At 63.1% G+C, this 26,398-nt stretch carries 25 protein-coding genes; 22 read left to right on the forward strand and 3 right to left on the reverse strand.

Going from position 1 to position 26,398, the window contains the following annotated elements; all coding sequences use genetic code 11:
* The first annotated feature begins 79 nt into the window (after positions 1–79).
* A complete protein-coding gene (locus GCN78_RS28115; RefSeq protein ID WP_152254641.1) occupies positions 80–2,362 on the forward strand; it encodes a RelA/SpoT family protein in 2,283 nt (760 codons plus the stop codon).
* 87 nt (positions 2,363–2,449) lie between these two features.
* Here GCN78_RS28115 and GCN78_RS28120 read toward each other — a convergent pair whose 3' ends face one another.
* Together GCN78_RS28120 and greB are read right to left on the reverse strand one after the other, a co-directional pair.
* Complete coding sequence (locus tag GCN78_RS28120) at positions 2,450–3,091, reverse strand: transposase (protein WP_152254642.1); 642 nt, start codon at positions 3,089–3,091, stop codon at positions 2,450–2,452.
* Positions 3,092–3,161: 70 nt separating this feature from the next.
* Positions 3,162–3,728 carry a transcription elongation factor GreB gene (gene greB, locus GCN78_RS28125; protein ID WP_152254643.1) on the reverse strand — a complete coding sequence of 189 codons (567 nt, stop codon included), beginning with the start codon at positions 3,726–3,728 and terminating at the stop codon, positions 3,162–3,164.
* Positions 3,729–3,843: 115 nt separating this feature from the next.
* Here greB and GCN78_RS28130 point away from each other — a divergent pair, with 115 nt between their 5' ends.
* The 12 genes from GCN78_RS28130 to GCN78_RS28185 all read left to right on the forward strand — a co-directional run bounded on the left by GCN78_RS28130 (position 3,844) and on the right by GCN78_RS28185 (position 16,700).
* Positions 3,844–4,431: a hypothetical protein gene (locus tag GCN78_RS28130; RefSeq protein ID WP_152254644.1), complete on the forward strand. Its 588-nt coding sequence runs from the start codon at positions 3,844–3,846 to the stop codon at positions 4,429–4,431.
* Positions 4,432–4,448: 17 nt separating this feature from the next.
* Positions 4,449–5,957: a sensor histidine kinase gene (locus GCN78_RS28135; RefSeq protein ID WP_226939861.1), complete on the forward strand. Its 1,509-nt coding sequence runs from the start codon at positions 4,449–4,451 to the stop codon at positions 5,955–5,957.
* Positions 5,958–5,980: 23 nt separating this feature from the next.
* Entirely contained in the window at positions 5,981–6,628 is a 648-nt protein-coding gene (locus GCN78_RS28140) for a response regulator (protein ID WP_034753998.1), read from the forward strand.
* Between the two features lie 194 nt (positions 6,629–6,822).
* Positions 6,823–8,403 carry a GGDEF domain-containing protein gene (locus tag GCN78_RS28145; RefSeq protein WP_152254655.1) on the forward strand — a complete coding sequence of 527 codons (1,581 nt, stop codon included), beginning with the start codon at positions 6,823–6,825 and terminating at the stop codon, positions 8,401–8,403.
* Between the two features lie 340 nt (positions 8,404–8,743).
* Complete coding sequence (locus GCN78_RS28150; RefSeq protein WP_152254645.1) at positions 8,744–10,237, forward strand: flagellin N-terminal helical domain-containing protein; 1,494 nt, start codon at positions 8,744–8,746, stop codon at positions 10,235–10,237.
* A gap of 84 nt (positions 10,238–10,321) precedes the next feature.
* Positions 10,322–10,693 carry a flagellar protein FlaG gene (locus tag GCN78_RS28155; protein WP_152254646.1) on the forward strand — a complete coding sequence of 124 codons (372 nt, stop codon included), beginning with the start codon at positions 10,322–10,324 and terminating at the stop codon, positions 10,691–10,693.
* A gap of 230 nt (positions 10,694–10,923) precedes the next feature.
* On the forward strand, positions 10,924–13,605 hold the full coding sequence (gene fliD, locus GCN78_RS28160; RefSeq protein ID WP_226939862.1) for a flagellar filament capping protein FliD: 2,682 nt from the start codon (positions 10,924–10,926) through the stop codon (positions 13,603–13,605).
* Positions 13,606–13,627: 22 nt separating this feature from the next.
* On the forward strand, positions 13,628–14,074 hold the full coding sequence (fliS, locus tag GCN78_RS28165; protein WP_152254647.1) for a flagellar export chaperone FliS: 447 nt from the start codon (positions 13,628–13,630) through the stop codon (positions 14,072–14,074).
* Between the two features lie 3 nt (positions 14,075–14,077).
* Positions 14,078–14,404, forward strand: a complete 327-nt coding sequence (locus GCN78_RS28170) for a flagellar protein FliT (RefSeq protein ID WP_152254648.1) — start codon at positions 14,078–14,080, stop codon at positions 14,402–14,404.
* A gap of 17 nt (positions 14,405–14,421) precedes the next feature.
* On the forward strand, positions 14,422–15,609 hold the full coding sequence (fliK, locus tag GCN78_RS28175) for a flagellar hook-length control protein FliK (protein WP_152254649.1): 1,188 nt from the start codon (positions 14,422–14,424) through the stop codon (positions 15,607–15,609).
* Positions 15,602–15,928, forward strand: coding sequence for an EscU/YscU/HrcU family type III secretion system export apparatus switch protein (locus GCN78_RS28180; protein ID WP_152254657.1), 327 nt, complete (start codon positions 15,602–15,604; stop codon positions 15,926–15,928). The genes fliK and GCN78_RS28180 overlap by 8 nt, the downstream gene beginning before the upstream one ends.
* A gap of 10 nt (positions 15,929–15,938) precedes the next feature.
* The gene (locus GCN78_RS28185; protein WP_152254650.1) at positions 15,939–16,700 is read left to right on the forward strand and encodes a flagellar brake protein; all 762 of its coding nucleotides are present in this window, start codon (positions 15,939–15,941) and stop codon (positions 16,698–16,700) included.
* Positions 16,701–16,794: 94 nt separating this feature from the next.
* Here the strand turns inward: GCN78_RS28185 and fliE are convergent, their stop codons facing one another.
* The gene (gene fliE / locus GCN78_RS28190) at positions 16,795–17,097 is read right to left on the reverse strand and encodes a flagellar hook-basal body complex protein FliE (RefSeq protein WP_230539976.1); all 303 of its coding nucleotides are present in this window, start codon (positions 17,095–17,097) and stop codon (positions 16,795–16,797) included.
* 337 nt (positions 17,098–17,434) lie between these two features.
* Here fliE and fliF point away from each other — a divergent pair, with 337 nt between their 5' ends.
* From fliF to fliN, 9 genes are all read left to right on the forward strand, one after another.
* On the forward strand, positions 17,435–19,150 hold the full coding sequence (fliF, locus tag GCN78_RS28195) for a flagellar basal-body MS-ring/collar protein FliF (protein ID WP_058049019.1): 1,716 nt from the start codon (positions 17,435–17,437) through the stop codon (positions 19,148–19,150).
* Positions 19,143–20,141, forward strand: a complete 999-nt coding sequence (fliG, locus tag GCN78_RS28200; RefSeq protein WP_034787109.1) for a flagellar motor switch protein FliG — start codon at positions 19,143–19,145, stop codon at positions 20,139–20,141. Before fliF ends, fliG begins: the two co-directional genes overlap by 8 nt.
* A 43-nt stretch (positions 20,142–20,184) precedes the next feature.
* Positions 20,185–20,886, forward strand: coding sequence for a flagellar assembly protein FliH (locus GCN78_RS28205; protein ID WP_152254658.1), 702 nt, complete (start codon positions 20,185–20,187; stop codon positions 20,884–20,886).
* An 89-nt stretch (positions 20,887–20,975) separates the two neighbouring features.
* Positions 20,976–22,292 (forward strand): flagellar protein export ATPase FliI, encoded by a 1,317-nt coding sequence (fliI, locus tag GCN78_RS28210; RefSeq protein ID WP_226939863.1) that lies wholly within the window; start codon positions 20,976–20,978, stop codon positions 22,290–22,292.
* 32 nt (positions 22,293–22,324) lie between these two features.
* Complete coding sequence (gene fliJ / locus GCN78_RS28215; RefSeq protein ID WP_152254651.1) at positions 22,325–22,765, forward strand: flagellar export protein FliJ; 441 nt, start codon at positions 22,325–22,327, stop codon at positions 22,763–22,765.
* Positions 22,766–22,784: 19 nt separating this feature from the next.
* Positions 22,785–24,083: a flagellar hook-length control protein FliK gene (locus GCN78_RS29940; RefSeq protein ID WP_264372702.1), complete on the forward strand. Its 1,299-nt coding sequence runs from the start codon at positions 22,785–22,787 to the stop codon at positions 24,081–24,083.
* A 186-nt stretch (positions 24,084–24,269) separates the two neighbouring features.
* Positions 24,270–24,782, forward strand: coding sequence for a flagellar basal body-associated protein FliL (fliL, locus tag GCN78_RS28225; RefSeq protein WP_152254652.1), 513 nt, complete (start codon positions 24,270–24,272; stop codon positions 24,780–24,782).
* Between the two features lie 6 nt (positions 24,783–24,788).
* Positions 24,789–25,775, forward strand: a complete 987-nt coding sequence (gene fliM, locus GCN78_RS28230; protein ID WP_101482396.1) for a flagellar motor switch protein FliM — start codon at positions 24,789–24,791, stop codon at positions 25,773–25,775.
* 48 nt (positions 25,776–25,823) lie between these two features.
* Positions 25,824–26,258 carry a flagellar motor switch protein FliN gene (gene fliN, locus GCN78_RS28235; protein WP_034754038.1) on the forward strand — a complete coding sequence of 145 codons (435 nt, stop codon included), beginning with the start codon at positions 25,824–25,826 and terminating at the stop codon, positions 26,256–26,258.
* The last annotated feature ends 140 nt before the right edge of the window (positions 26,259–26,398 follow it).

Raw genomic sequence — 26,398 nt, forward strand, 5'->3', positions numbered from 1 at the left:
GGAACCCGCGTGCCGGAACAGTGCTGACCCCTGGTTCTACCGTATCCTTTATTCACACTGTGAAGCAACGCGACGTTTTATGAGTCTGACCCCAGCCGACACGACTTCCGCAGCACTGCCGCCCCTGGCCTCGCGCCAGGCGGCAAAATCGCAGGGCGCTTCCGCGTCCGGCGTCGGCACGTCCGGCAGCAACATCCCCGCAGCACCGCCAGCGCCCGCCCTCGGCGTGGCCTCCGTCAGCCACCTGGCCGAGAAGCTGGCCGAATACCTGTCTCCCGCCGACCTGAAGAAAGTCAAGGAAGCCTACCGCTTCTCCGACGAAATGCACCTGGGCCAGATGCGCCGCTCGGGCGAGCCCTACATCTCGCACCCGATCGCCGTCGCGGAAATCTGCGCCGACTGGAAGCTCGACGCGCAAGCCATCATGGCCGCCCTGCTGCACGACGTCATGGAAGACCAGGACGTCAAGAAGGAGGAGTTGATCGAGCGCTTCGGCGCGCCCGTGGCGCACCTGGTCGACGGCCTGTCGAAGCTGGAAAAGATCGAATTCCAGAGCCAGATCGAAGCGCAGGCGGAAAACTTCCGCAAGATGCTGCTGGCCATGGCGTCCGACGTGCGCGTGATCCTGATCAAGCTGGCCGACCGCCTGCACAATATGCGCACCCTGGACTTCATGACGGCGGCGAAAAAACGCCGCATCGCCAGCGAGACCATGGAAGTGTACGTGCCGATCGCGCACCGCCTCGGCCTGAACAACATCTACCACGAGCTGCAGGATCTGTCGTTCTCGCACCTGTACCCGATGCGCTACCGCACCCTGGCGAAAGCCGTCAAGGCGGCGCGCGGCAACCGGCGCGAAGTGGTCAACAAGATCATGGAAGCGGTGAAAAGCACCTTGTCCATGGCCGAACTCGAGGCCGACGTCACGGGCCGCGAAAAGACCCTGTACGACATCTATAAAAAGATGCGCAGCAAGCATTTGTCGTTCTCGCAAGTGCTGGACGTGTACGGTTTCCGCGTGGTGGTGGGCAGCTTTGCCGACTGTTACGTGACCCTGGGCACCCTGCACAGCCTGTACAAGCCCATGCCGGGCAAGTTCAAGGATTACATCGCGATCCGCAAGCTGAACGGCTACCAGTCACTGCACACGACCGTCATCGGCCCGTACGGCACGCCCGTCGAATTCCAGATCCGCACGCAGGAAATGCACCGCACGGCCGAATCGGGCGTGGCGGCGCACTGGCTGTACAAGAGCGGCGAATCGAACCCGTCCGACCTGCAGCAGCGCACGCATGCGTGGCTGCAATCCTTGCTCGACATCCAGCAGCAGACGGGCGACTCGGCCGAGTTCCTCGAACACGTCAAGGTCGACCTGTTCCCCGACTCCGTCTACGTGTTCACGCCGAAGTCGAAGATCATCGCCCTGCCGCGCGGCGCCACGGCCATCGACTTCGCCTACTCGATCCACACGGGCATCGGCGACCAGACCGTGGCCGTCAAGATCAACAACGAAACCTCGCCGCTGCGCACCGAGCTGCACAACGGCGACATCGTGGAAATCATCACCGATTCCTCGTCGCGCCCCAGCCCGACGTGGCTGTCGTTCGTACGCACCGGCAAGGCCCGTTCGGCCATCCGCCACCATTTGCGCACGATCAACCTGCCTGAATCGATCGCCCTGGGCCAGCAACTGCTGTCGCAGGCGCTGCATACCCTGAACATCGACGCCGACCTGCCGGCGCCCCTGGTGGAACGCCTGCTGAACGAGTCGAGCGCCAATTCCATGGACGAGCTGTACGCGGACATCGGCATCGGCAAGCGCATGGCCACCCTGGTGGCGCGCCACATCTTTGGCCTGATCGGCGGCGAAGCGGCCAGCATGCCGGTGGAGCACAATAGCGGCAGCGAGCTCGACCCCGTCACCATCTGCGGCAGCGAAGGCGTCTCGGTACAGCTGGCGCCATGCTGCCTGCCGATTCCCGGCGACCAGATCATCGGCCAGCTGCGCCGCGACCAGGGGCTGCTGGTGCACACGAGCGACTGCTCGCAAGCCAAGCGCCAGCGCGCCAAGGAACCGGACCGCTGGATCGCCGTGCGCTGGGGAACCGAACTGAACCGCCGCTTCGACTGCCGCATCAAGGTACTGATCAACAGCGAACGGGGCATCCTGGCGAGAGTCGCCGCCGAAATCGGCGAGTCCGACGCCAACATCATCTACGTGGGCATGGACGAAGACAAGGACAACGTCCTCGACCAGCTGCGCTTCACCGTGCAGGTGAAAGACCGCGTCCACCTGGCCGCCCTGCTGCGCAATGTGCGCCGCGTCGCCGGGGTCAATCGGATATTGCGCGAGCGCAACTAACCCCAAAACGAAGACTGGGGTCGGACCCTGAGGGGGAATACGTCCCAGTGGGACGTATTCCGATCGCGGCGCGACCGACCCCGGCCTTTACGCTTTACGGGTTTGCAGTTCCCTCACGAATTCGGCACTGCCAACCGCCGCATTGCCACGGCTGGCGACACGCAATGCCTGGAGCGCCGCTTCCTCATCAACATTAAATAAAGCAGCATAGGCCTGCTGCCGCTCACCTTGGTTGTTACCCATGCTTAAATAAAGTGGGTGTGGATGTACCAAGACATCATCCCGCCCTTCCGCATTGCAACGATAGCTGGACCACCGATAATGTCCCGGATAGCGCACCATGCCGGCACGCACGGGATTAAGCTCAATGTAACGCTGGCATACCAACAGATAGTTCACGTCCTGTACCACACAGGACTTATAGCGTCCATCCCACAGCGGTCCGCTGCGATGGCGACGCCAGTTAATATAATGTGCGTACTCCTGCCCTACAGCCTTCATCATGCGCGAGACGGATAAAACACTATCTGCGGACAGCAACAAATGCACATGATTCGTCATCAGCACATAGGCATGCAGCGCGCAGCCTTGCGTACGCGAGTGTCGTTGTAATTGTTGCAGATACCAGAGAAAATCGGCGGGTTCAAAGAAGCAGACTTGCCTGTCCGCCCCACGCTGAACCACATGCAAGGGCATACCCGGCAGAAAAAGGCGTTGGACGCGGGCCAAGGCCGCTCTCCCGTAAAGAAAAGTCCCAGCGTGACAGGCTTGCCTGGACTAACCCTGCGTCAACGCAAGCCTACCCCTCCCCCGGCGCCGGATACGTCACTTCCAGCAATTCCAGTTCCTGCTCGCCCAGCGGCGTGTTGAGGGTGATGACGTCGCCTTCGCGCGCCTTGGTGATGGTGCGGGCCATGGGCGAGACCCAGCTGATCTTGCCGTTCAAGGGGTCGAATTCATCGATGCCGACGATGGTGATGGTGTGCGTTTCGCCGTCGCCCGTGCGGTAGGTTACCGTGGCGCCGAAAAACACCTGGTCGTTGCCATGGTGCACGCTGGGGTCGACGATGGCGGCCAGATCCATGCGCTTGGTGAGGAAGCGGATGCGGCGGTCGATTTCGCGCAGGCGCCGCTTGCCGTAGATATAGTCGCCATTTTCCGAACGGTCGCCATTCGACGCCGCCCAATGCACGATGCGCACCACTTCCGGACGGTCGACGTCGATCAGCTGCAGCAGCTCCTCCTTGATGCGCTGGTAACCGGCCGGCGTGATGTAGTTCTTGGCGCCGGCGGGAATGGCCAGCGCCAGCGCGGCGGCCTCTTCATCGTCGTCGTTGTCGGATTCTTTTACAAAGGCTTTATTCATCCGCCTATTGTAGCCCCGCCACGGCGCCGCAGGCACACGGGAGGCGGGGGCAAACGGGCTTTTTTGACGTATCATCGTGGCAATCGCGGCAAACCTGCGCCGCACACGGAGACGGATGAAAAAATTCTACAGAGTCAGGCGCTGGCTGTTCGCGCCGCTGGTCTACCTGGCCGCCATCTTCCTGCTGATCGAGGAATGGCTGTGGGCGACCGGGGCGCGCATCATGCAGGTGGTGGCGCAATTTCCGCCCCTGCATGCGCTCGAAGCGTGGATCAAGCGCCTGCCGCCGTACTGGGCGCTGGCCATCTTCATGCTGCCGGCCGTGCTGCTGTTTCCCGTCAAGCTGCTGGCCCTGCTGGCGATCGCGCGCGGCCATGCATTTTCCGGCATCGGCGTGATCATCATCGCCAAGCTGGGCGGCGCGGCCGCCGTCGCGCGCCTGTATTCGCTGACGCGCCCCACCCTGCTCAGTTTGCCGTGGTTTGCGCGCTGGCATGGCTTGTTCATGGAAACCAAGGACCGCTGGATCGCCCGCCTGCGCGCCACGCGCCCATGGCGCCGCGTCAGCCGCCTGTCGGCCGCGCTGGGCCGCGCCCGCCGCGCCTGGTGGCAACGCTTGCGCAAGGGCACGCCAGGGCGCCATAATTCCCGTCCAGCAAGGGTGCTGCGCCGCTTCGCCGCCTTCTGGCGCGCCCGCCGCTGATGAAAAAAGGTTACTCCATGCACGACACTCCCCGGTTGGCGCCCGCCCTGCGCGCGGCGGCGCCGGAAATCTACCTGTACGACGCGGCCAGCTTGCAATTGCTCGATGCCAACGATGCCGCCTGCGACAACTTGCAATATGCACGCAAGCAATTGCTGGCGATGACGCCCTTCACCCTCGCGCCGCAGCTCGACGCGCAGCAACTGGCCGCCGTGCTGGCGACCCTGGACGACAGCATCGGCGCGCAAGCCCTGCTGCACGTGCAGCAGCGCCGTCGCGACGGCAGCCTGTATTCGCTCAGCCTGCACCTGTCGCGCGCCAGCCGCCAGGGGCGCGCCCTGCTGCTGGCCGAAGGCGAAGACTTGCGCACGCCGCAGGCGACGGCCGCCGCCCTGGCGCAGGTGCAGTCGCGCTTCAACGCCATCGTCTCGAATACGCCGGGCCTGGTGTACCAGTTCTGCCTGCATGCGGACGGACGCGCCGCCTTCCCCTACCTGAGCGACGGTTGCCAGGCCCTACTGGGCCTGAGCCCGGCACAGCTGCACGCGCGCCCGGAACTGTTTTACCAGTTGATCCTGGCCGACGACCGCGTCTCGTATCTGGAATCGATGCAGGCATCAAAAAGCGCCTTGTGGAGCTGGAACTGGGAAGGCCGCATCTGGATCGATGCCTGGAAGGACGTCAAATGGATCAACCTGCGCTCCACGCCGCGCGCGCTGGCCGACGGCACGGTGCAGTGGGAAGGCATCATGACGAATATCACGGAAAGCCGGCTCGAGCAGAGCGAAGTGCGCCAGTCGCGCGCCCGCCTGGCCGAGCTGACCGCGCACATCGACAAGGTCAAGGAACACGAACGCACGCGCCTGGCGCGCGAATTGCACGATGACCTGGGCGGCAATCTGACGGCCATCAAGATGGCGCTGGCCATGCTGGCGCGCCGCTTGCCACCGGAAGATACGCTGCTGCAGGAAAAGGCCGACTATGTCGATGCCCTGGTCGACCGCAGCATTGACGCCGTGCACCGCATTTCGCTGGACTTGCGCCCTTCCATGCTGGACCTGGGCCTGGTCGCCGCGCTGGACTGGCAAGTGAAGGAATTCGCGCGCCAGGCCGGCATCGCATGCCAGTTCGTCTCGAACCGCCAGCATATCGAACTGGAACTGGACCAGGCGACCAGCCTGTTCCGCATCGCCCAGGAAGCGCTGACGAACATCGCCAAGCATGCGCAGGCGAGCAAGGTCAGCGTGCGCCTGGCCCGCCAGCGCCAGCATCTGCGCCTGACCATCGCCGACAACGGCGTCGGCATGCGCCTGTCCGACCGCGCCAAGCCGCAATCGTTCGGCATCCGCGGCATGGCCGAACGGGCCAGCGCGCTGGGCGGCACCCTGAGCCTGATGGACGGGCCGGACGGCGGCACCATCCTCAGCATAAAAATCCGGCTGACCACGCCACGAGAGGCGATAATAGCGGCTGCAGCCAGTGCGCCCGCGCACAGCGGGCCGCCGCCAGAAGCGGCCAGTGGGTGAATTAGATAGGAAACAACGCAGTCATGAAAGAAAAAGCCACCATCCGGGTATTCATCGCCGACGATCACGCGATCGTGCGCGAGGGCTTGAAGCAAATCCTCGCCGATACGAAGGACATCATCGTGGCCGGCGAGGCCGAAAATGGCCACGACGCCATCAAGCTGTTCCGCGGCTCGAAATGCCAGGTGTTGCTGCTCGACATCTCCCTGCCCGACCGCAGCGGCATCGAAGTGCTCAAGCAGATCAAGAAGGAAAAGCCGGAACTGGCCGTGCTGATGCTGTCCATGCACCGCGAAGATCAGTACGCCATCCGCTCGCTCAAGGCGGGCGCGGCCGGCTACCTGACGAAACAGAGCGCGCCGCGCGAGCTGGTCACGGCCATCCGCCAGGTGGCGCAGGGATTGAAATACATCAGCGCTTCGCTGGCGCAGGAACTGGCCAACACGGTGGGCGAAGACCACGAAACGGCCTTGCACGACACCTTGTCGGACCGCGAATACCAGACCCTGGTGATGATCGCCTCGGGCAAGGCCGTGGGCGCCATCGCCGAAGAGCTGAAATTGTCCGTGAAAACCGTCAGCGAATACCGCGCCCGCCTGCTGGTCAAGATGAAACTCAAGAACAGCGCCGAACTGACGCATTACGCCATCCGCAACCAGCTGGTGGATTGACGCAAAGCGGCATGCGCGCTGGCATCGGGCGAATTGACAGGACTTCTCCTTGCTTCTCGCACAATAAGTTCTTTGCCAACTCGCATATCATGAGGATAATGAGAAATATCTGAAAAGGCTGTGCCTACATGTCCAGTAAATTGCCATCTTCACCAGCAAGCGCGCCCGCTGGCGCCACGCATGCCGCCGCCGCGATGAATCCCGCCGATATCGCCCGCGAAGCGTTTCGCCGCCTGGCCACGCGCCGCATCGCCCCCACGCCCAGCGCCTACCGCGAGATTTACAATGAAATCGCCGGCATCAGCGAACCGGCGGAGACGCCAGCTGCGCCTGCCGCGGTGCTGGCCGCCAGCGCCAATGTAGAAAAAGCAGAAAGTGGCGCAGAAAACGTCCTGACGCAGTTTGCCGCCAAGATGAGCGAATCGGCGGGCGAACTGGGCGACTTTGGCCGGCGCTTCCAGCGCGCCCTGAAAGCACGCGACTGGGACAGCTATGCGCGCACCCTGGCGCAACTGGCGGAAAAACAGGTCAAGAAAGGCGGCGGCATCGAATTGCCGCCCCTGCCGGACGGCGAACAGACGCGCACCCTGCGCGAATTGCTCAGCCGCACCCTGGGCTTTGCCGTCGCCACCTTGCTGACGGGCACGCCCGCGCTGGTGGAAGAGGCAGAGTCCTTGGGCGCGGCCATCAAGCTGGCCCACACGGAAGAAGCGCTGAACGAAGCGGCGCTGCGCCTGAAGCAACTGTGTTACCAGATCGAATTGAAAAGCGGCGACACGGCCGAGCAGCAGGAATTGCTGCTGCGCCTGTTCAAGTTGCTGCTCGATAACGTCAGCCAGTTGCTCGACGACGACAGCTGGCTGCGCGGCCAGGTTGATGCCGTGCAAAACCTGATCGCCGGCCCGCTCGACCAGCGCGCGCTGGAAGACGCCACGCGCAGCCTGAAGGAAGTCATCTACAAGCAAGGCCAGCTCAAGCACAGCCTGTCCGACGTCAAGCTGACGGTCAAGAACATGATGATGACCTTCATCGACCGCCTGGGACAAGTGGCGGCCAGCACGGGCGACTTCCATGAAAAGATCGGCGGCTATTCGGAAAAGATCAGCCAGGCGGAAAATATCAGCGAACTGAACAGCGTTCTCGACGAAGTCTTGCGCGAAACGCGCATGGTGCAGAACGAAGCCTTGCGCGCACGCGACAAGATGGTGCTGGCGCGCCAGGAAGTGCAGGATGCGGAACAGCGCATCCACACCCTGGAAGCGAAGCTCCAGCATATGAGCGAACTGGTGCGGGAAGACCAGCTGACGGGCAGCCTGAACCGACGCGGCCTGGACGACGTGTTTGAACGCGAGACGGCCCGTTCCGACCGCCGCGGCACGCCACTGTGCATCGCCATGCTGGACCTGGACGATTTCAAGCGCCTGAACGACACCTACGGCCACCTGGCCGGCGACGCCGCCTTGAAACACCTGGTGAAGATCGTCAAGGAAACGCTGCGCTCGATGGACGTCATCGCCCGCTTCGGCGGCGAGGAATTCCTCATCCTGCTGCCGGAAACGACGGTCGAGGCGGCGTCATCGACGATGACGCGCTTGCAGCGCGAGCTGACCCGGCACTTCTTCCTGCACGATAACGAAAAAGTCTTGATCACCTTTTCCGCCGGCGTGGCCCTGCGCCTGCCCAACGAAGACCAGGCCGAGCTGGTCAAGCGCGCCGACCGCGCCATGTACCAGGCCAAGCAGACGGGCAAGAACCGCGTGGTGGTGGCGGACTAAGCCCTGTCAGCTTCACGCCATGCCGTCCCGCCACCCGGCCGGACGGCATTTTTCATGGCAAAAACATAATATCTCTTCCCATTCCAGCGCTGCGCCGGCGTCCGCGCGATATGAAAATAAAACTATTTTTACCCTCAAGTTTCTTTAAATCATGTCGTCTAGCGCGCGGCCGGCGGCAAACTGAAGGGCTAAAAATTAAAATTTAAAGCACTTTTCGCCATAAATTTTCCCACAGAGCAACCGTTACCCTAAACAACAGCGGCTTGATTGTCCCGGAACAGCGGGGCAGGCCAAAGTGACTAGCACATAGCGCAATGTAGTACCTGTTTGGAGAATTATCATGGCTGCAGTAATTAATACCAACATCTCGTCCCTGAATTCGCAACGCAACCTGTCGACCTCGCAGTCGGCCTTGAGCACCTCGCTGCAACGCCTGTCCTCCGGCTTCCGCATCAACAGCGCCAAGGATGATGCTGCTGGTCTGGCGATTTCCGACCGTATGACGTCGCAAATCCGCGGCATGACCCAAGCCACCCGCAATGCAAACGACGGCGTCTCGCTGGCCCAGACGGCTGAAGGCGCACTGTCGAGCTCGGGCGACATCCTGCAACGCATCCGCGAACTGGCCGTGCAATCGTCGAACTCGACGAACTCGTCGAGCGACCGCCAGGCGCTGCAAACCGAGGTAGGCCAACTGGGTTCGGAATTGAACCGTATCGCCCAAACCACCTCATTCAACGGCCAGGCGCTGCTGGACGGCACCATGGGTACGGCCAACTTCCAGGTCGGCGCCGATGCCAATCAGCTCATTTCCGCCAGCGGTGCGAACTTCCTGACCAATACCTACGGTAACAACCGTATCGCCAACGATGCATCGGCTGTCAAGAAAGATGCGCTGGGTAATGCCGTCGTCGGCAAGCTGACGATTTCCGGCTCCATCGGCACCGCCACCGTCGACACGACGGCAGCCGCCGCCGGCGTCAAAGGCAGCACGGCCAAATCCGTCGCCGCCGACATCAACAGCCAAACGGCAAAAACGGGTGTGACCGCTTCGGCACAAACGGACGTGAACCTGAACCTGGGCGCCGAATCGTATTCGTTCGCCATCAGTTCGGACAACCCAAGCACGGCGCCTGTCACCGTGTCGTTCGCCGTCAGCGGCACGGCATCGACCGCAGCCGACTACGCGGCAGGCATCAACGCCATCAATGCCCAAACGGCAAAGACCGGCGTGACCGCCCAGTACGATAGCGTCAACAAGGGCATGAAGCTGACCAATGCATCGGGCGAGAACATCAACCTGACGCAAGGCACGACGGCCAACACCAAGTTCGACGTGGACGGCTACAAGGCCAGTGGCACGGTGCAAGGTGCGGCACAGTCGATCATCGCCGCAGCCGACGCCGCCACGGTCAACGGCCGCGTGACCTTCGACTCGCAAAACAGCTTCTCGGTCACGGAAAACACCACTACCGGCCTGGCAATTGGTAAAGCGACGGCACAAGGTTCGACCCTGAACTCCGTGTCGACCCTGGACGTGACGACGTTTGACGGCGCGCAGCTGGCAATTAAAATTGCCGATGCAGCACTGGCCACGGTCAACAGCCAACGCGCCCAGTATGGTGCTTTGCAATCGCGCTTCTCGTCGGCGATTTCCAACCTGCAATCGACCACGGAAAATCTGTCCGCATCGCGCAGCCGCATCGTCGATACCGACTTTGCATCGGAAACGGCCAACATGACCCGCGGCCAGATCCTGCAACAAGCTGGTACTGCCATGCTGGCGCAAGCGAACTCGCTGCCAAACGGCGTGCTGAGCCTGCTGCGCGGCTAATCTCCGATTGGCAAGGCAACAGCGTAGGTCTCTGATTCCCCTGCCGGATTTTTTCGGCAGGGGAATTTTCACTAGGAGAGCACCATGACTATCGACACGATAGCGGCCGCCTCCGCGGCCAGAATAGACAAGAGTTATGCGTCTGCGGACACGCCATCGGCCCGCCCGGCAGCGCCACGCGCGGCCACTGAAAACGGCACGGTTGCACCACAGCCAGCCAGCCGCGAGCCCAGCCGCGAACAGCTGGACAAGGCGGTATCGGAGTTGAACCAGTCGTCGCAGATGAAGACGCAAGGCCTGGAATTTTCCATCGATGAAGACAGCCAGCGCACGGTGGTCAAGGTTATCGACCAGGAAACCAAGGAAGTATTGCGCCAGATTCCCACCAAGGAAGCGCTGGAATTGGCCAAGACCTTTGACTCAGCCAAAGGCTCGCTGATCCGCCAAAGCGCCTGATGATGGCTTGGCACACGGACATGCGACATCGCGGCAGCAGGCATCAGCATGACCACGGGGTTCGGTAGCCTGGCTATCCGGCCCCGTTTTTCATTATAAATAAAGCAATATCCTCCCGCCTCTTCCCCGCTTTTTTGCTCCCGCTGAAAACAGCGCGGTAAATCCCCCTCTCAAGTCCTGATTGATTCTGTCGATAACAGCTTATATTAGCGTTTTCCTAGGAGTATTCAGTGGCCATCACCCCTACAGTATCATCCGTTGGCATCGGCGCCGGCGCCAGCGGCCTGGATGTGAATGCCCTCATCGACAAGCTGATGACGGCCGAAGCCGCGCCGCTGGGTACTTTTGACAAGAAAACGGCCTCTTACCAGTCCAAGCTCAGCGCGATGGGCACGCTCAGTGGCGCCGTCAGCACCTTCCAGAGTTCGCTGTCGGCCCTGTCCAACAGCAATAACTTTCGCGCCGTCAGCGCCACGCCTGCCGATCCCCTGGTGCTGACGGCCAGCGCCGGCGCCAAGGCCGTGGCCGGCAACTACAACATCAATGTCACGCAGCTGGCCCAGTCGCAGACCCTGATGTCGGGCGGCATGGCCAGCAAGCTGTCGACCATCGGACTGGGCAGCAAGACGACGATTTCCTTCCAGCTGGGCTCGCTCGCCGGCGGCACCTTCGGCCTGAGCGGCACGGCCCTGGGCGCCACCACGGCACAGACCGGCATCAGCAACGGCTCCCTGATACTCAACGGCACCGCCATCCCCACCGACGCCAGCACCAAGAGCGCGCGCGCCCTCGCGGACGCCATCAACGCCAAGAGCAGCACCACGGGCGTAACGGCCACAGCCCAGCCTACCTCGAGCAGCGCCACCATGTTCGCCGGCTTCGGCAATATCGAAACGGGCGCGGACGGCACCTACTCGCTGTCGGTGGGTGGCATCGAGATCGTCACCCAGGGTAACGGCGTCGCTGCAGGCACCGGCATCACGGCAGCCTCGCTCGACACGACGCTCGAAGGCCCGAACGCCGTCTCGAATGCGCTGGCCGCGGCCAACATCACCGTCACCGGCAAGGCCGCCGACGGCACCCTGAAATTTACGCGCGCCGACGGTTCCAACCTCAACATCGAAGAAGTGGTGACGGGCTCCGTCAAGGGCGGCATCGGCCATGCCTCGAACTCGGTCAATGACGGCTCGAACGTGACGCTGACCAGCACCATCAATCTGGCCTCAAGCAATGCCAGCCCGATCACCATCGCCGGCAGCAATCCGGCTGCCGCCGGACTGACGGCAGGCTCCGGTGGCGCCTACATGAACACCAACTTTACCCAGGACGGCACGCAGGCGACGGGCACGGTGGTGATCGACGCCACCAACAATACCTTGCAAGGCATCCGCGACGCCATCAATAACGCTGGCCTGGGCGTGATGGCCAGCATCGTCTCGGACGGCACGGACAAACCCTACCATCTGGTCTTGAGCTCGTCGAAGACGGGCGCCAACTCGGCCATGAAAATCTCGCTCAGCGGCAGCGACGGTCTGCCCCCCGACAGTGCCCTGAACGATTTATTATCGTACGATGCGGGCGGCACGCAGAACCTGAAGCAGAACAGCGCTGCGCAAAACACCAACTTCAGCGTCAACGGTATCGCCATCACCAGTGCGTCCAACAGCGTCGATACGGCCATTGAAGGCGTGACCCTGGGCATTGCCAAGGTCGGCAGCACCAGTTTGTCGGTGCAGAAAGATACGTCCACCGTCAAGACCAGCATCAATGCCTTCGTCAAGGCGTATAACGACCTGAATACGGCGATGGCCAAGATGACGGCCTATGATCCGGAAACCAAGAAGGGCGGCGTCCTGCTGGGCGACTCGACCGCACAATCGATCCAGAGCCAGCTGCGCAGGCAGCTGGGCGCGCCGATCACCGGCTTGAACAGCAATCTGAGCACCTTGAGCCAGGTCGGCATCTCCTTTCAAAAAGATGGCAGCCTGGCGCTGGACTCCAGCAAGCTCGACAAAGCCATCAGTGCCAACTTCACCGACATCGCCGGCCTGTTTTCCGCACTCGGCAAGGCCAGCGACAGCAACGTCACCTTTACCAGCTCGACCGCCGCGACCAAGCCAGGCAGCTATGAGCTGTCGATCACCACGATGGCCAGCCAGGGTTCCATCACTTCGGCCGCCGTCTTGCCCGCCAGCACGACGATTGCCAGCGACACCACGTGGAGCATCACACTGAACGATAGCGAGCCCAGCGCTGCCAAGAATACGGCCCAGGTCGTCATTCCGGCCGGGACGTACACGCCTGCCCAGATGGCGTCGCTGATCCAGTCGTCGATCAACGGCGTGAAATCCTTTTCCGACGCTGGCTCCACCGTGTCGGCTTCCATCGATGGCACGGGCAAGCTGGTGCTGGCATCGAGCCGCTACGGCTCCGTCTCGAATATTGCCGTCAGCAGCGGCACCGGCACGGCGCCAAGTGCCCTGTTCGGCGCCTCCGTGCCCGTCAAGGGTGCGGACGTAGCCGGCACCTTGGGCGGACAACCGGTGATCGGTTCGGGCCAGACCCTGACGGGCGCCGCCGGTTCGCCGGCCGAGGGCCTGAAGATTGAAGTCACGGGCGGCACCACCGGTTCGCGCGGCACAGTCAGCTTCTCGCAGGGCTATGCATATCAGTTGAATAACCTGGCGACCTCCTTCCTCGGCACGGACGGCATGATCACCAACCGTTCCAAGGGTCTCAATGAAACGATCAAGAACATCGCGACGCAGCGCGACAAGTTCAGCGAGAAACTGACGGACATCGAAGCGCGCTACCGCGCGCAGTATTCGCGCCTCGACGTGACGCTGAGCAAAATGACCTCCACGCAAAACTATTTGACCCAGCAGCTGGCCGCCATCGCCGCCAACCGTTAAGCCCAATCATCAGGAGAATTACATGTTTGGAACCCAACAACGTGGCGTCAACGCCTATGCCAAGGTCGGCCTGGAAACGGGCATAGGCTCGGCCTCGCCGCACAAGCTGATCGTGATGCTGTACGACGGCGCCCTGGTGGCCGTGCTGAGCGCGCAAGTGCACATGAAATCGGGCAATGTGCCGGAAAAAGGCAAGTCGATCTCGAAAGCCATCCAGATCATCGACAATGGCTTGCGCGCCAGCCTGGACAAGGAAGCGGGCGGCCAGATCGCCGAAGGCCTCGACGCCCTGTATGAATATATGAGCGCGCGCCTGCTGACGGCCAACATCCACAACGATCTTGGCATGCTGGAAGAAGTGCAGCGCCTGCTCACCGACCTGCGCGAAACCTGGAATGCCATCGGAGCCACCCCCGCCGCCATGCCTGGCGCCGATTTGAAACGTATGCCCAGCCTTGCGAGCGCCTGACCCATGATGACCAATCAAGAAGTCCTGACCACCTACGAAGCCATGCAGACCCTGACGGGCCAGATGGTCACCGCCGCCACCAACGCCGACTGGGACGAACTGGAAGCGCTGGAGCAGCGCATCAGCGCGCACGTGGAAGCGCTGAAGGCGAACGAGGCAAAAGTCGTGCTGGAAAGCGCAGGCCGCCAGCGCAAGGTCGCCATGATCAAGCAGATCCTGGAAGATGATCGCAAGATCCGCGACCTGACCATGCCATGGATGGCGCAATTGTCCAAGCTGATCAACAGCACCGGCACCGAACGGCGCCTGGCCAACGCCTACGGCGCGTAAGCGCATACGGGGGCGCCATGTTGCCGAAGATGGATGCGATCGGCATGACGCCCCTGACCCCGGTCAAGGCCACGCGGGCGGCCGATGCCGTCGCCGACCCGCGCCAGGCCGAGTTCCAGCGCTCGCTGCAGGGACTGATCGGCAAATCCATGCAGGGACAGGTGCTGGCCCGCATGGGCGACGGCAGCTTCCTCGTGCGCGTGGCCGGCACGCCGGCCCGCATGCAACTGCCCGCCGGCGCGCAACCGGGCACGGAAATCCCGCTGACCTTGATCGGCATCAATCCCCGTCCCTCTTTTCAAATCGGCAATAACCGCGACCAGCCCGCCAGCGCCCTGCTGACGTATGCGGACGCGGAAGCCGAGCCGGATGCGGCCGAAACACGCGGCCCCCAGGCCGGCGCCGCCCAGGCGGGCACGCGCGCCAGCAGCACGGCCGCCACCCTGCTCAGCCGCGCCCCCCTCACGCCCGCCAATCTGCTGCCCGCCCTGGCCGGCGACACGCCAGCGCCCGAGCTCAGCTCCACCGCGCGCGCCATCAGCACTGTGCTCAGCCAGGCGGAAAGCGTGCCCGGCGCGCCCCTGTTCCTGGTCGGCAAGACGCCGCTGATGACGACGCCGGGCGCCGCTCCGGCCCAGGTGGCCCAGAAACTGCAGGAGGCGGTCGGCAGCAGCGGCCTGTTCTATGAGTCGCATGTGGCCGAATGGGCGGAAGGCAAGCGGCCGCTGGCGTCGCTGCTGCTGGAACCGCAAATGCAGAAGGCGGCACAGGGCGACATGGCCAAAACGGGTACCGACCTGGCTTCGGCGCAACTGATCAATTTGCAGCTGCATACGCACGAACAGGCGCGCGTGCAGTGGCAGGGGGAGGCGTGGCCCGGCCAGAAGATGCAGTGGGATATCAGCAAGGATGCGCCGGAAAGCCAGCAGCACGAAGGGCGCGACGGCGACGGGGAAGCGACGGCCTGGCGCAGCAATGTGCGCTTCCAGTTTCCCCTGCTGGGCGACCTGGCCGCGCACGTGGTCTTGCAGGGCGGCCGCGTGGCCATCCAGCTGCAGGCGGGCAGCGAAGGCAGCGCCGACACCTTGCGCCAGCATGCGGCGCGGCTGGAAGCGTCGCTGGACGCGGCCGGATGGCCCTTGTCGTCGCTGACGATCGCCGGCAAGCCGGACGCCGCCGAAGCAGCGGAAGCAGATGATGCTTGACGACGCCAAGCGCAAGGTGCCGCAGACGGCCGTCGCGCTGGCCTACCAGAGCGGCACGCCGGCGCCCAAGGTGGTGGCCAAGGGCAGCGGCCTGATCGCGGACCAGATCATCAGCACGGCGCGCGAACACGGCGTCTTCGTGCATGAATCGAAGGAATTGGTGGCGCTGCTGATGGATGTCGACCTGGACCGCCAGATTCCGCCCGGCCTGTATCGGGCGATTGCGGAACTGCTGGCCTGGTTATATCATATTGAATCTGCGAATGGCGGGCCCATCCCTCCCCCGCCCGACACCAGCGTCCACCTCACCGATACATAGACAGGCATCAATGCAAGCACATATTCTGGATTCCGGCCTCGAAAACTGGCATGATTTTGAAGTGGAATCACGGCGGGAAATCATCGCCTTGCTGCGCAGCATAGGCGAAAAGAACCAGCTGATCCGCATGTTGATCCACGGTGAATCCGATGTGTGCGTCACTTCCATCCTGGACGTCGATGCCGAGCACGATACCGTCATTCTCGACCGTTCCGTGAACACCGACCAGAACCGGCGCATGGTGGCCGCCAAGGGCATCTCGTTTGAAACCTCGCTCGACAAGATCCGCATCCTGTTTGCCAGCGCGCTGGTGGAAGAGTGCAATTACGGCGGCACGCCAGCCCTGAAAATTGCCATTCCAGAAACATTGATCCGCTTGCAGCGGCGCGAGTATTACCGCATGACGACGCCCGTGAGCAATCCCGTGCGCGTGTCGATTCCCCTGCCGCCCTCGCTGGGCGGCGCCGACACCCTGTTCCCGCTGGCCGACATCAGCTGCGGCGGCATCGCCATCCTCGACAATAAACTGATGCTGGGCGAGACCATCGGCCGGGACTATCCCGGCTGCCGCATCGACTTGCCCGAGGTCGGCATCGTCACGGCGACTTTGCAGATTCGCAATTCGCTGGACATGACCTTGCTGAACAACAAGCTGAACCGCCGCCTCGGCTGCCAGTTCGTCGACCTGCCGCGCAGCATGCTGGCGCACGTGCAGCGCTATATCACGCGGCTGGAGCGCGAGAGAAATGCGCGCATGGCTGGGTTAGGCTAAGCGTCAGTTGACCCAAAACGCAAGGGCCGGGGTCGGACGGGGACGCCGAGTCCCTGAGGGTCCGACCCCAGTCTTCGTTTTGGGTTCTCAACAGTTACACCTGCATATTCATGATCTCATGATATGCCGAGACTAACTTATTGCGCACCTGCACCGTCGCCTGGAATTCGATGCTCGACTTTTGCATCGACACCATCACGTCCGACAGGCTGACCTTTTCATCGCCCATGGTAAAGCGCTGGCCCAGCGCCGACGAGGCTTTTTGCGCGCCGCTCACGGAGTCCAGCGCGCTCTTGAAGGCATCGGCGAAATTCACCTTCGCCGCCGGCATCTCGGTCTGGATCGCCGGTATTTTCGCCTCCGGCCGCGTGGCCGCCGACTTCAGTTGCGCGATCATCGCCTCGATCCTGCTGCTATCGATACCGCCTGTTTTCACTTTGCCTCCCGATTCTGGTCTGCTTCATATCTGTTCCATGCCTGTTGCACCCAGAGAACAAAACCCTGGCTTGCCAGGCAACGACGGGTACAATAACTTCCGTCACATGTTGCCAGGGTTCCACAATACCAGCGCCAACGCCAGCCGCTCGGCCGAGCAGGCGGCAAAAGCGCCTTCTATTTGGACGATTGAAGCGCGTGACAGTGGCGGATAATTCTGCATATCGCCCCCTCCTCCCGAGGATGCGGCCCCCACGCATCACCCAATACACGTAAATACACCGCCCTGGAAGGCAATCATGGCTGTAGCCGAAGAAATCGATGTGAACCGCATACCGCCTGAACCGGCGCCTGCCCGCTCGCCCGTGGAGTCCGTGCAAGCCTTCGCCAAGACGCCGATGGGCAAGAATTTCCTGCGCGGCCTGGGCGTGGCGGCACTGATCGCCATCGGCGTGGCCCTGTACATGTGGAACCAGCCGCCCGAATACAAAGTCCTGTTTTCCAACTACACGGACCGCGACGGCGGCGCCATCACGGCGTCGCTGGACCAGCTGGGCATCAAGCACAAGTTTTCCGAAGGCGGCGGCGCCATTCTCGTGCCGTCCGAGCAAGTCCATGACGCGCGCCTGAAACTGGCCGCGCAAGGCTTGCCGAAGGGCGGCAACGTGGGTTTCGAGCTGATGGAAAACCAGAAGCTGGGCGTGTCGCAATTCCTGGAACAGGTCAATTTCCAGCGCGCGCTGGAAGGCGAACTGGCCAAATCGATCGAATCGGTGTCCGCCGTCGACACGGCGCGCGTCCACCTGGCCCTGCCCAAACCGTCCGTCTTCGTGCGCGAGCAGCAAAAACCGACGGCGTCCGTGCTGCTGAACCTGCACCCGGGCCGCGGCCTGGACCAGCTGCAGGTGAGCGCCATCGTGCACCTGGTGGCGTCCAGCGTGCCGGAGTTGCTGCCGATCAATGTCACCGTGGTCGATCAGGCCGGCACCTTGCTGTCGAACCAGGAAAAGGACAAGGACCGCGCCAACGGCATCAAGAGCCTGGACCCGAACCAATTAAAGTACGTGCAGCAATTGCAGCAAAGCGTGATCAAGCAAGTCGAATCGATCCTGCTGCCCATCGTTGGCGAAGGCAATGTGCGCGCCGAAGCGACGGCCGACGTGGATTTCTCGCAAAGCGAGCAGGCCGCCGAAACCTACAAGCCGAATTCGCCGCCGGAAGCGTCCACCATCCGCAGCCAGCAAACGAGCGAATCGACGGGCGCCGGCAATGCCAACCCGTCCGGCGTGCCGGGCGCGCTGTCGAACCAGCCGCCAGGCGTGGCGACGGCGCCATTGACGGCCGAGGCGCCTGGCGCCCCGGGCGGCGCGCCGACGGCGCCGACCCAGAAGGAATCGACGACGAATTATGAAGTTGACAAGACCGTGCGTTACGAGCAGAAATCCATGGGCGGCCTGCGCCGCCTGTCGGTGGCCGTCGTCGTCAACTACCGCCGCAGCTTCGACAAGGATGGCAAGGTCACGGTCAAGCCGATTTCCCCTGCCGAAATGGTCCAGATCAATAATCTGGTCAAGGAAGCGATGGGCTACAACAAGGAGCGAGGCGACAGCTTCAGCGTGGCCAACTCGCCCTTCGACGGCATCGACCGCGCGCCGGAAGGCAAGCTGGAGTGGTGGCGCGACCCGGCCAACTTGCCGCTGGCCAAGGAACTGGCGAAATTCCTCATCACGGCCCTGATCTTGCTGTATATCTTCATCAAGATCGTGCGTCCGATGCTGCGCCCCGTGATGCGCAAGATCGACGATTTCGGCGCCCCGCCGCCCGTCATCGAGCCGGAACTGGCCAAGGATGGCGAAGAAAACGAAGTCCTGCTCAGCGAAGCGGAACTGGAAGAACTGGAAGAAGACACTGCCCGCGGTTATCGCGAAAACCTGGCGATGGCCAGAAAACTGGCGCAGGAAGACCCGCGCGTGGTGGCCAACGTAATCAAAGCATGGATAGGCAATAATGACTGAGACAACGGGACTGCAAAAAGCATCGATCCTGATGCTGGCACTGGGCGAGAGCGAAGCGGCCGAGGTCATGAAATTCCTCGGCCCGCGCGAAGTGCTGAAACTGGGCGCCGCCATGGCCACCATGAAGGGCATCGCGCACGAGCAGGTGGTCGAGGTGCTCGACGACTTCCGCGCGCAGACGGAACTCAATTCCACCGTCGGCCTCGATTCGGACGAATACATCCGCCAAGTGCTCACCAAGGCGCTGGGCGACGACAAGGCGTCCGTGCTGCTGTCGCGCATCCTGGGCGGCAAGGATGCGTCCGGCATCGAATCGCTGAAATGGATGGATTCGCAATCCGTGTCCGAGCTGATCCGCAACGAACACCCGCAGATCATCGCCACCATCCTGGTCCACCTGGAACGCGACCAGGCCTGCGAAATCCTCGGCCACTTCACGGACCGCCTGCGCAACGACGTGGTCTTGCGCATCGCCACCCTGGACGGCGTGCAGCCGGCCGCCTTGCGCGAACTCAACGACGTGCTGACGAAACTGCTGTCGGGTAACGAAAACATCAAGAAATCGTCGCTGGGCGGCGTGCGCGCGGCGGCCGAGATCCTGAACTTCATGAGCGGCGAGCAGGAAGGCTCCGTCATGGACAATATCAAGAATTACGACAACGACATGGCGCAAAAGATCATGGACGAAATGTTCGTGTTCGACAACGTGATCGATATCGACGACCGCGGCATCCAGCTGCTGCTGCGCGAAGTACAGTCGGAAATGCTGATCATCGCCCTGAAAGGCGCCTCGCAGGAACTGCGCGACAAGATCTTCAAGAACATGTCGCAGCGCGCCGGCGAGATGATGCGCGAAGACCTGGAATCGAAGGGCCCCGTGCGCCTGTCGGAAGTGGAATCGCAGCAGAAACAGATCCTGCAGATCGTGCGCCGCCTGGCGGACGAGGGGCAGATTGTCTTAGGCGGAAAAGGCGAGGATTCGTTTGTCTAATTTGATTCCCAAAGAGCAGCAAACGGCTTACCAGCGCTGGGAAATGACCTCGTTTGGCGACGAGCGCCCCAGCGTGGTGGCGGCGCGCAAGCTGCTCGAACCGGAGCCCGAACCCGAATTCGACCCCTTTGCCGAGTTGCCGGAAGAAGAGCCGGCCCCGCCGCTCGAATACCCGACGCAGGAAGAACTCGACGCCATCCGCGAGGAAGCGCGCGCCACGGCCTTCGACGAAGGCCGCGCGGCCGGCTACGCGGAAGGCCACGCGGCCGGGCATGCCGATGGCCACGCCCAGTCGTATGCGGAAGGCAAGGCGGCGTCCGCCGTGGAACTGGCGCATTTGCAAACCATCGCCGTCGACTTCGGCACGGCCGTGCAGCAGGCCGATGAACTGATCGCCAACGACGTGATGGAACTGGCCCTGCAACTGGCCAAGGGCATGCTGAAGACGGCCTTGCCCGTGCGCCCCGAGCTGATGTTGCCGATGGTGCGCGACGCCATCGAATACTTGCCGGTGCTGCAACAGCCGGCCTTGCTGATGCTCAACCCGGAAGACGCGCAAGTGGTGCGCGACGGCATCGGTGACGAACTCGACAAGGGTGGCTGGCGCATCATCGAAGACCCCAGCGTGGAACGCGGCGGTTGCAAGATCGACACGGCCAGCAACCAGATCGACGCGCAGACGTCCACCCGCTGGCACCGCCTGACGCACGCGCTGGGCAAGGACCTGGACTGGCTGGCGCCGTGAACGAGCCCGTCAAAGGCCCCACGGCCCATGCGGCGCGCTGGCGCGCCTACCTGAGCGATTGTTCGGCCGTGGTCGGCTTTGTGGAACCGATGCAGATTTCGGGCCGCGTCACGCGCGTGGCCGGCCTGGTGATGGAAGCCGTGGGCTTGCGCCTGGCCGTCGGCGCCGCTTGCACCGTGCCGCTGCCGAATGGCGGCCGGGTCGAGGCGGAAGTCGTGGGTTTTGAAGGCGAACGCCTGTTTTTGATGCCGCAAAGCGACGTCGAGGGCATCGTGCCCGGCACGCGCGTGTTTTCCGTCGAACCGGCCATCCCCCGCCCGGGCAGCGTGGCGCACCCGCGCCGCCGCCCCAGCGACCGCGCGCGCCACTTGCCCGTCGGGCCGCAACTGCTGGGCCGCGTGCTGGACGGCGCGGGACGGCCGCTCGACCAGCTCGGTCCGCTGCACACGACCGACAGCGCCCCCATCAACGTACGCCCCGCCAATCCCCTGGGCCGCGCGCCCATCGTCGACACGCTCGACGTGGGCGTGCGCTCGATCAATGCCATGCTGACCGTGGGCCGTGGCCAGCGCATGGGCCTGTTCGCCGGTTCCGGCGTGGGCAAGAGCGTGCTGCTGGGCATGATGGCCCGCTACACGGAGGCGGACGTGATCGTCGTCGGCCTGATCGGCGAACGGGGACGCGAAGTCAAGGAATTCATCGAGCAGATCCTCGGCGCCGAAGGCCTGGCCCGTTCCGTCGTCGTGGCCGCGCCGGCCGACACGCCGCCGCTGATGCGCCTGCAAGGGGCCGCGTACGCGACGGCCATTGCCGAGTATTTCCGCGACCAGGGGCAAAACGTGCTCTTGATCATGGATTCGCTGACCCGCTACGCCATGGCGCAGCGCGAAATCGCCCTGGCCATCGGCGAACCGCCCGCCACCAAGGGCTATCCGCCGTCCGTCTTCGCCAAGCTGCCCGTGCTGGTGGAGCGGGCCGGCAATGGCGAGGAAGGCGGCGGCTCGATCACGGCCTTCTATACCGTGCTGACCGAGGGCGACGACCAGCAAGACCCGATCGCCGACTCGGCGCGCGCCATCCTGGACGGGCATATCGTGCTGAACCGCCGCCTGGCCGAAGCGGGCCATTATCCCGCCATCGACATCGAGCAATCGATCTCGCGCGCCGCCCACTCGATCACCACGCATGAACACCAGCAACAGGCGCGCAAGCTGAAACAGCTGTATTCGCGCTATGAGCGCAGCCGCGACCTGATCAGCGTGGGCGCCTACAGCGCCGGCACGGACCCCGTGCTGGACCAGGCCATCGCCCTGCATGAAAAGATCGAAGCGTTTTTGCAACAGCAAATCACGGAGCGGGTCAGCATGGACGAGAGCTTGGGGCAACTTACCGCTCTATTCGACTGATTAGGGCTTGCATAGCGGGAATATAATCAGCCATGGCTTCTCCTTCCCAACTTGCAACCCTGATCGACCTCGCCCAGCGCGAAACGGACGACTGCGCCAAGCGCCTGGGCGCGGCCTTGAAAGCGCTCGACGATTGCCGCGAAAAGCTCGACATGCTGTCCGGCTACCGCGACGACTATGCCAAGCGCTTCGAGACGAGCATGAGCAGCGGCATCACGCCCATGGCTTACCGTAATTTCCAGGCCTTCATGGTCAAGCTTGACAGCGCCATCCTGGGCCAGCAGCAAGTGGTCGAGCATGCGCAGGCGCGCAGCGAGAATGAAAAGATGCGCTGGCAACTGGCCGAACGCAAGCGCATGTCGTACACCACCCTGAACAACCGGGCACAGGAACAGGCGCTGAAACTGGAAAACAAGCGCGACCAGAAAGCAATGGATGAGCACGCGGCGCGACAAGCCTATTACAAACGCTAAGCAACACTGAGGCAGCATCATGCAAACCCAGCCAACCCCGATTTCCCAGATTATCTCGCCGAACGCCACGCCGGGCGGCGCCAACCGCAGCCAGCCGTCCACCAACGGCACGGCGGGCGACTTCCAGCGCACCTTGAACCGGCAGATCGAGCAACGCCAGGCCAGCCGCAATATGGCACAGACGCAAGCGCAAATACCGGCGCCTGCGGCGGCGCCCCGCCCCGCCAGCCATGCCGCCACCGCGGCGCCGACCCAGGCGCCAGCGAGCGAAGCGAAGCCGGCGCAAGCGGGCGCCGAACAGGCGGCCAGCAGCGAACAGCCGCCGGCACCAGCTGCCGAGGCAGCCGCGCCCGCCAGCGCCGACAATGCCACGGCCGAGGCCAGCGTGCCCGCCGTCCCCGCCGAACCAGTCACGCCGCCGGCCGACCCGGCCGCCGAGATGCTGGCCCTGGTGGGCAGCATCCAGCTGGCCATCCAGCCACCGGCGGCAGCCGCCAAGGCCGTGCCGGAACTGCCCGCGCGCGCCGGCGTCAAGGCCGACGGCAAGAACCTGGCAACAGGACCCTTGCTGGCCGCCGGCCAGGGCAGCGGCAAGGCCGCCGCCAGCGTCATCACACAGGCCGACAGCGGCGACTTTGCCGACAGCCTGGGCCAGGCCCAGGGCAAGGCGGCCGCCACAGCAGGCAGCGGCGTGCCGGCAGGCAAGGCCGAGCCTGGCAAGCTGGCCATCGACGCGCAACTGGCGGCGACCGCCAAGGCCGGCACCGCCGTGGCCGAACCGTTCCTCAAGGAAACGCCTGCCGACCTGAGCCGCCTGGCGGCCCAGTTGCAGCCAGGCGCGCTGCAGCAGGCAGCGGCCGCCGTGGCCGTGCCGGCCGACAAGCTGACGAGCCGGGTCGGCTCGCCGGCCTGGGACCAGCAACTGGGACAGAAAGTCGTGTGGATGGCGGCCGGCGGCGACCAGAGCGCCACCCTCACGCTGAACCCGCCCGACCTGGGACCGGTGCAAGTGGTACTGACGGTCACCAATGACCAGGCCGATGCCGCCTTCATGTCGGCCCAGCCGGAAGTGCGCCAGGCGCTGGAAGCGGCCATGCCGCGCCTGCGCGAGATGATGAGCGAAGCGGGCATCGCCTTTGGCAGCGCCACCGTCTCGGCCGGTACGCCGGAACAGCAGGACCAGGGCAACCGGGAAGCCTCGGGCGGACGCCGTGGCAGTGGCCAGGGCGGCGGCGCGGCCGGTGGCGAGATCGCCATCGCGCCGGCGGCGGGCGGACGCAGCCGGCCCAGCCTGAGTGCCGTGGATACCTTTGCCTGAGGCCAATTCGTCGTCCACAGGCCACCGGCGCGCCCCACCGCGTAACTTTTCGTCTAAAAACAGCGAGTTGAGGGCGCTTCCGCCCTCTTTTCACTGCATCCTTCTGCGCAGAATTTGCCGATAATGACATAATGGCGTCGTGATCCACTTCCATGCACTCGAGTACCATTGAAAGCAAATCCAAAAATGAAAGCAGATCCGAAAGCAGATGCAGGCCTGGCTCCCGCCGGCGCCTCGAAAAAGAAGCTTCTGATCATCGTGCTGGCCTCGGTGCTGGTGGCTGGCGGTATCGGTGGCGGCGCCGCCTGGTACTTCCTGCATGGCAAGGCCGATAAAGAAGAATCGGCACCCAGCAAGAAAAAACATGCCGCTTCCAAAGCAGGTCCGCCCGTCTTCGTGCCCATCGACGCCTTCACCGTCAACCTGCAGCCGGAAAATGGCGAGCAATACCTGCAAATCGCGTTTACCTTGCAGGCCAGCAGCCCGGAAGAAATGGACTTGATCAAGGTCAACATGCCGAAAGTGCGCAGCCGCTTGCTGCTGCTGCTGTCCGGCAAAAGGGCATCCGAACTCAATACCGTGGAAGGCAAGCAGCAACTGGCGGCCGAAATCATCAATCAGGTGAACCAGCCGTTCGAGGACAAAGGGCCGGAGCAGGACGTGACGGACGTATTATTTACCGCATTCATCATTCAATAAGCAGCCATGGCCGATAATTTCCTCTCCCAGGAAGAAGTCGATGCCCTTTTGAAGGGCGTCAACGGAGACCAGGACGACGCGCAGGCGCCGGAAGATGTCACGGGAGTTCGTACCTACAACCTGGCAACCCAGGAGCGCATCGTGCGCGGCCGGATGCCAACGTTGGAAATTATCAACGAGCGTTTCGCCCGGCTGCTGCGCGTGGGCCTGTTCAACTTCCTGCGCCGCAGCGCCGAAGTGTCCGTCGGTTCCGTGCGCGTATCGAAATACAGCGAGTTCATCCGTAACCTGGTGGTGCCGACCAACCTGAATTTGGTGCACATGAAGCCGCTGCGCGGCACGGCCCTGATGGTCTTCGATCCGGGCCTGGTCTTCCTGCTGGTCGACAATCTGTTCGGCGGCGACGGACGTTTCCATACGCGCGTCGAAGGACGCGACTTTACGCAGACGGAGCAGCGCATCATCCTGCGCATCCTCGACATCGTCTTCGAAGCCTACACCAAGTCGTGGGAGCCGGTCTTCCCCGTCGAGTTCGAATACATCCGTTCAGAAATGAACACGCAGTTCGCCAACATCGCCACGCCGAACGAGGTGGTGGTGGCGTCCACGTTTACGGTGGAACTGGGCTCCGTTTCCGGACAGATCCACTTCTGCATGCCGTACTCGATGATCGAACCGATCCGCGATTCGCTGACCTCGAGCCTGCAGGGCGAGGCGCTGGAAGTGGACAAGCGCTGGATCCGCCTGATGACGCAGCAGATCCAGATCGCCGAAGTCGAGCTGGTCGCTTCGCTGGGCACGGCGCGCGTGTCGTTCGACGAGATCTTGAACATGAAGGTGGGCGACATCATCCCGCTGAATATTCCCGAACTGATCGCCGCCACCGTCGACGGCGTGCCCGTGATGGATTGCACCTACGGCGTGTTGAACGGACAATATGCGCTGAAGGTTGAAAAGTTGCTGGCAAACACCGACAACATGAACAATCATTAAAAAATACCTGGGCCACTGCGGCCCGCATCTGTACAACAGGAGAAACACATGTCTGACAACCAAGACGACCAAAGCGCGGAAGACGATTGGGGCGCGGCCATTGCCGAGCAGGCCAAGGCGGAAGCCGAAGCGCTGCAGAACCAGGCCGCCAATACGGCCAGCGCGGCCAGCGCCGCCGTGTTCAAGGACTTTTCCAAGCAGGCCTCGAAGTCGGAAACGCACAACGATATCGATTTCATCCTCGATATCCCCGTGCAGCTGACGGTCGAACTGGGCCGCACCAAGATCGCCATCAAGAACCTGCTGCAACTGGCACAGGGTTCCGTGGTCGAGCTTGACGGCCTGGCCGGCGAACCGATGGACGTGCTGGTCAACGGCTGCCTGATCGCCCAGGGCGAAGTGGTGGTGGTGAATGACAAGTTCGGCATCCGCCTGACCGACATCATCACGCCTTCCGAACGTATCCGAAAATTGAATAAATGAAGCCTGGCCTGTTGATTTCCACCATGCTGCCGCTCCTGGCGGCATGCAGCATCGCGCGCGCCGAACCGGCAACCGCATCGGCGCCGGCGGCCAGCGCCGCCAGCGCTTCGGTCGCGCTGGCCAGCGAGCCGCCGCCGGCT

Source organism: Janthinobacterium rivuli (genome assembly GCF_009208735.1).
GTDB lineage: Bacteria > Pseudomonadota > Gammaproteobacteria > Burkholderiales > Burkholderiaceae_D > Janthinobacterium.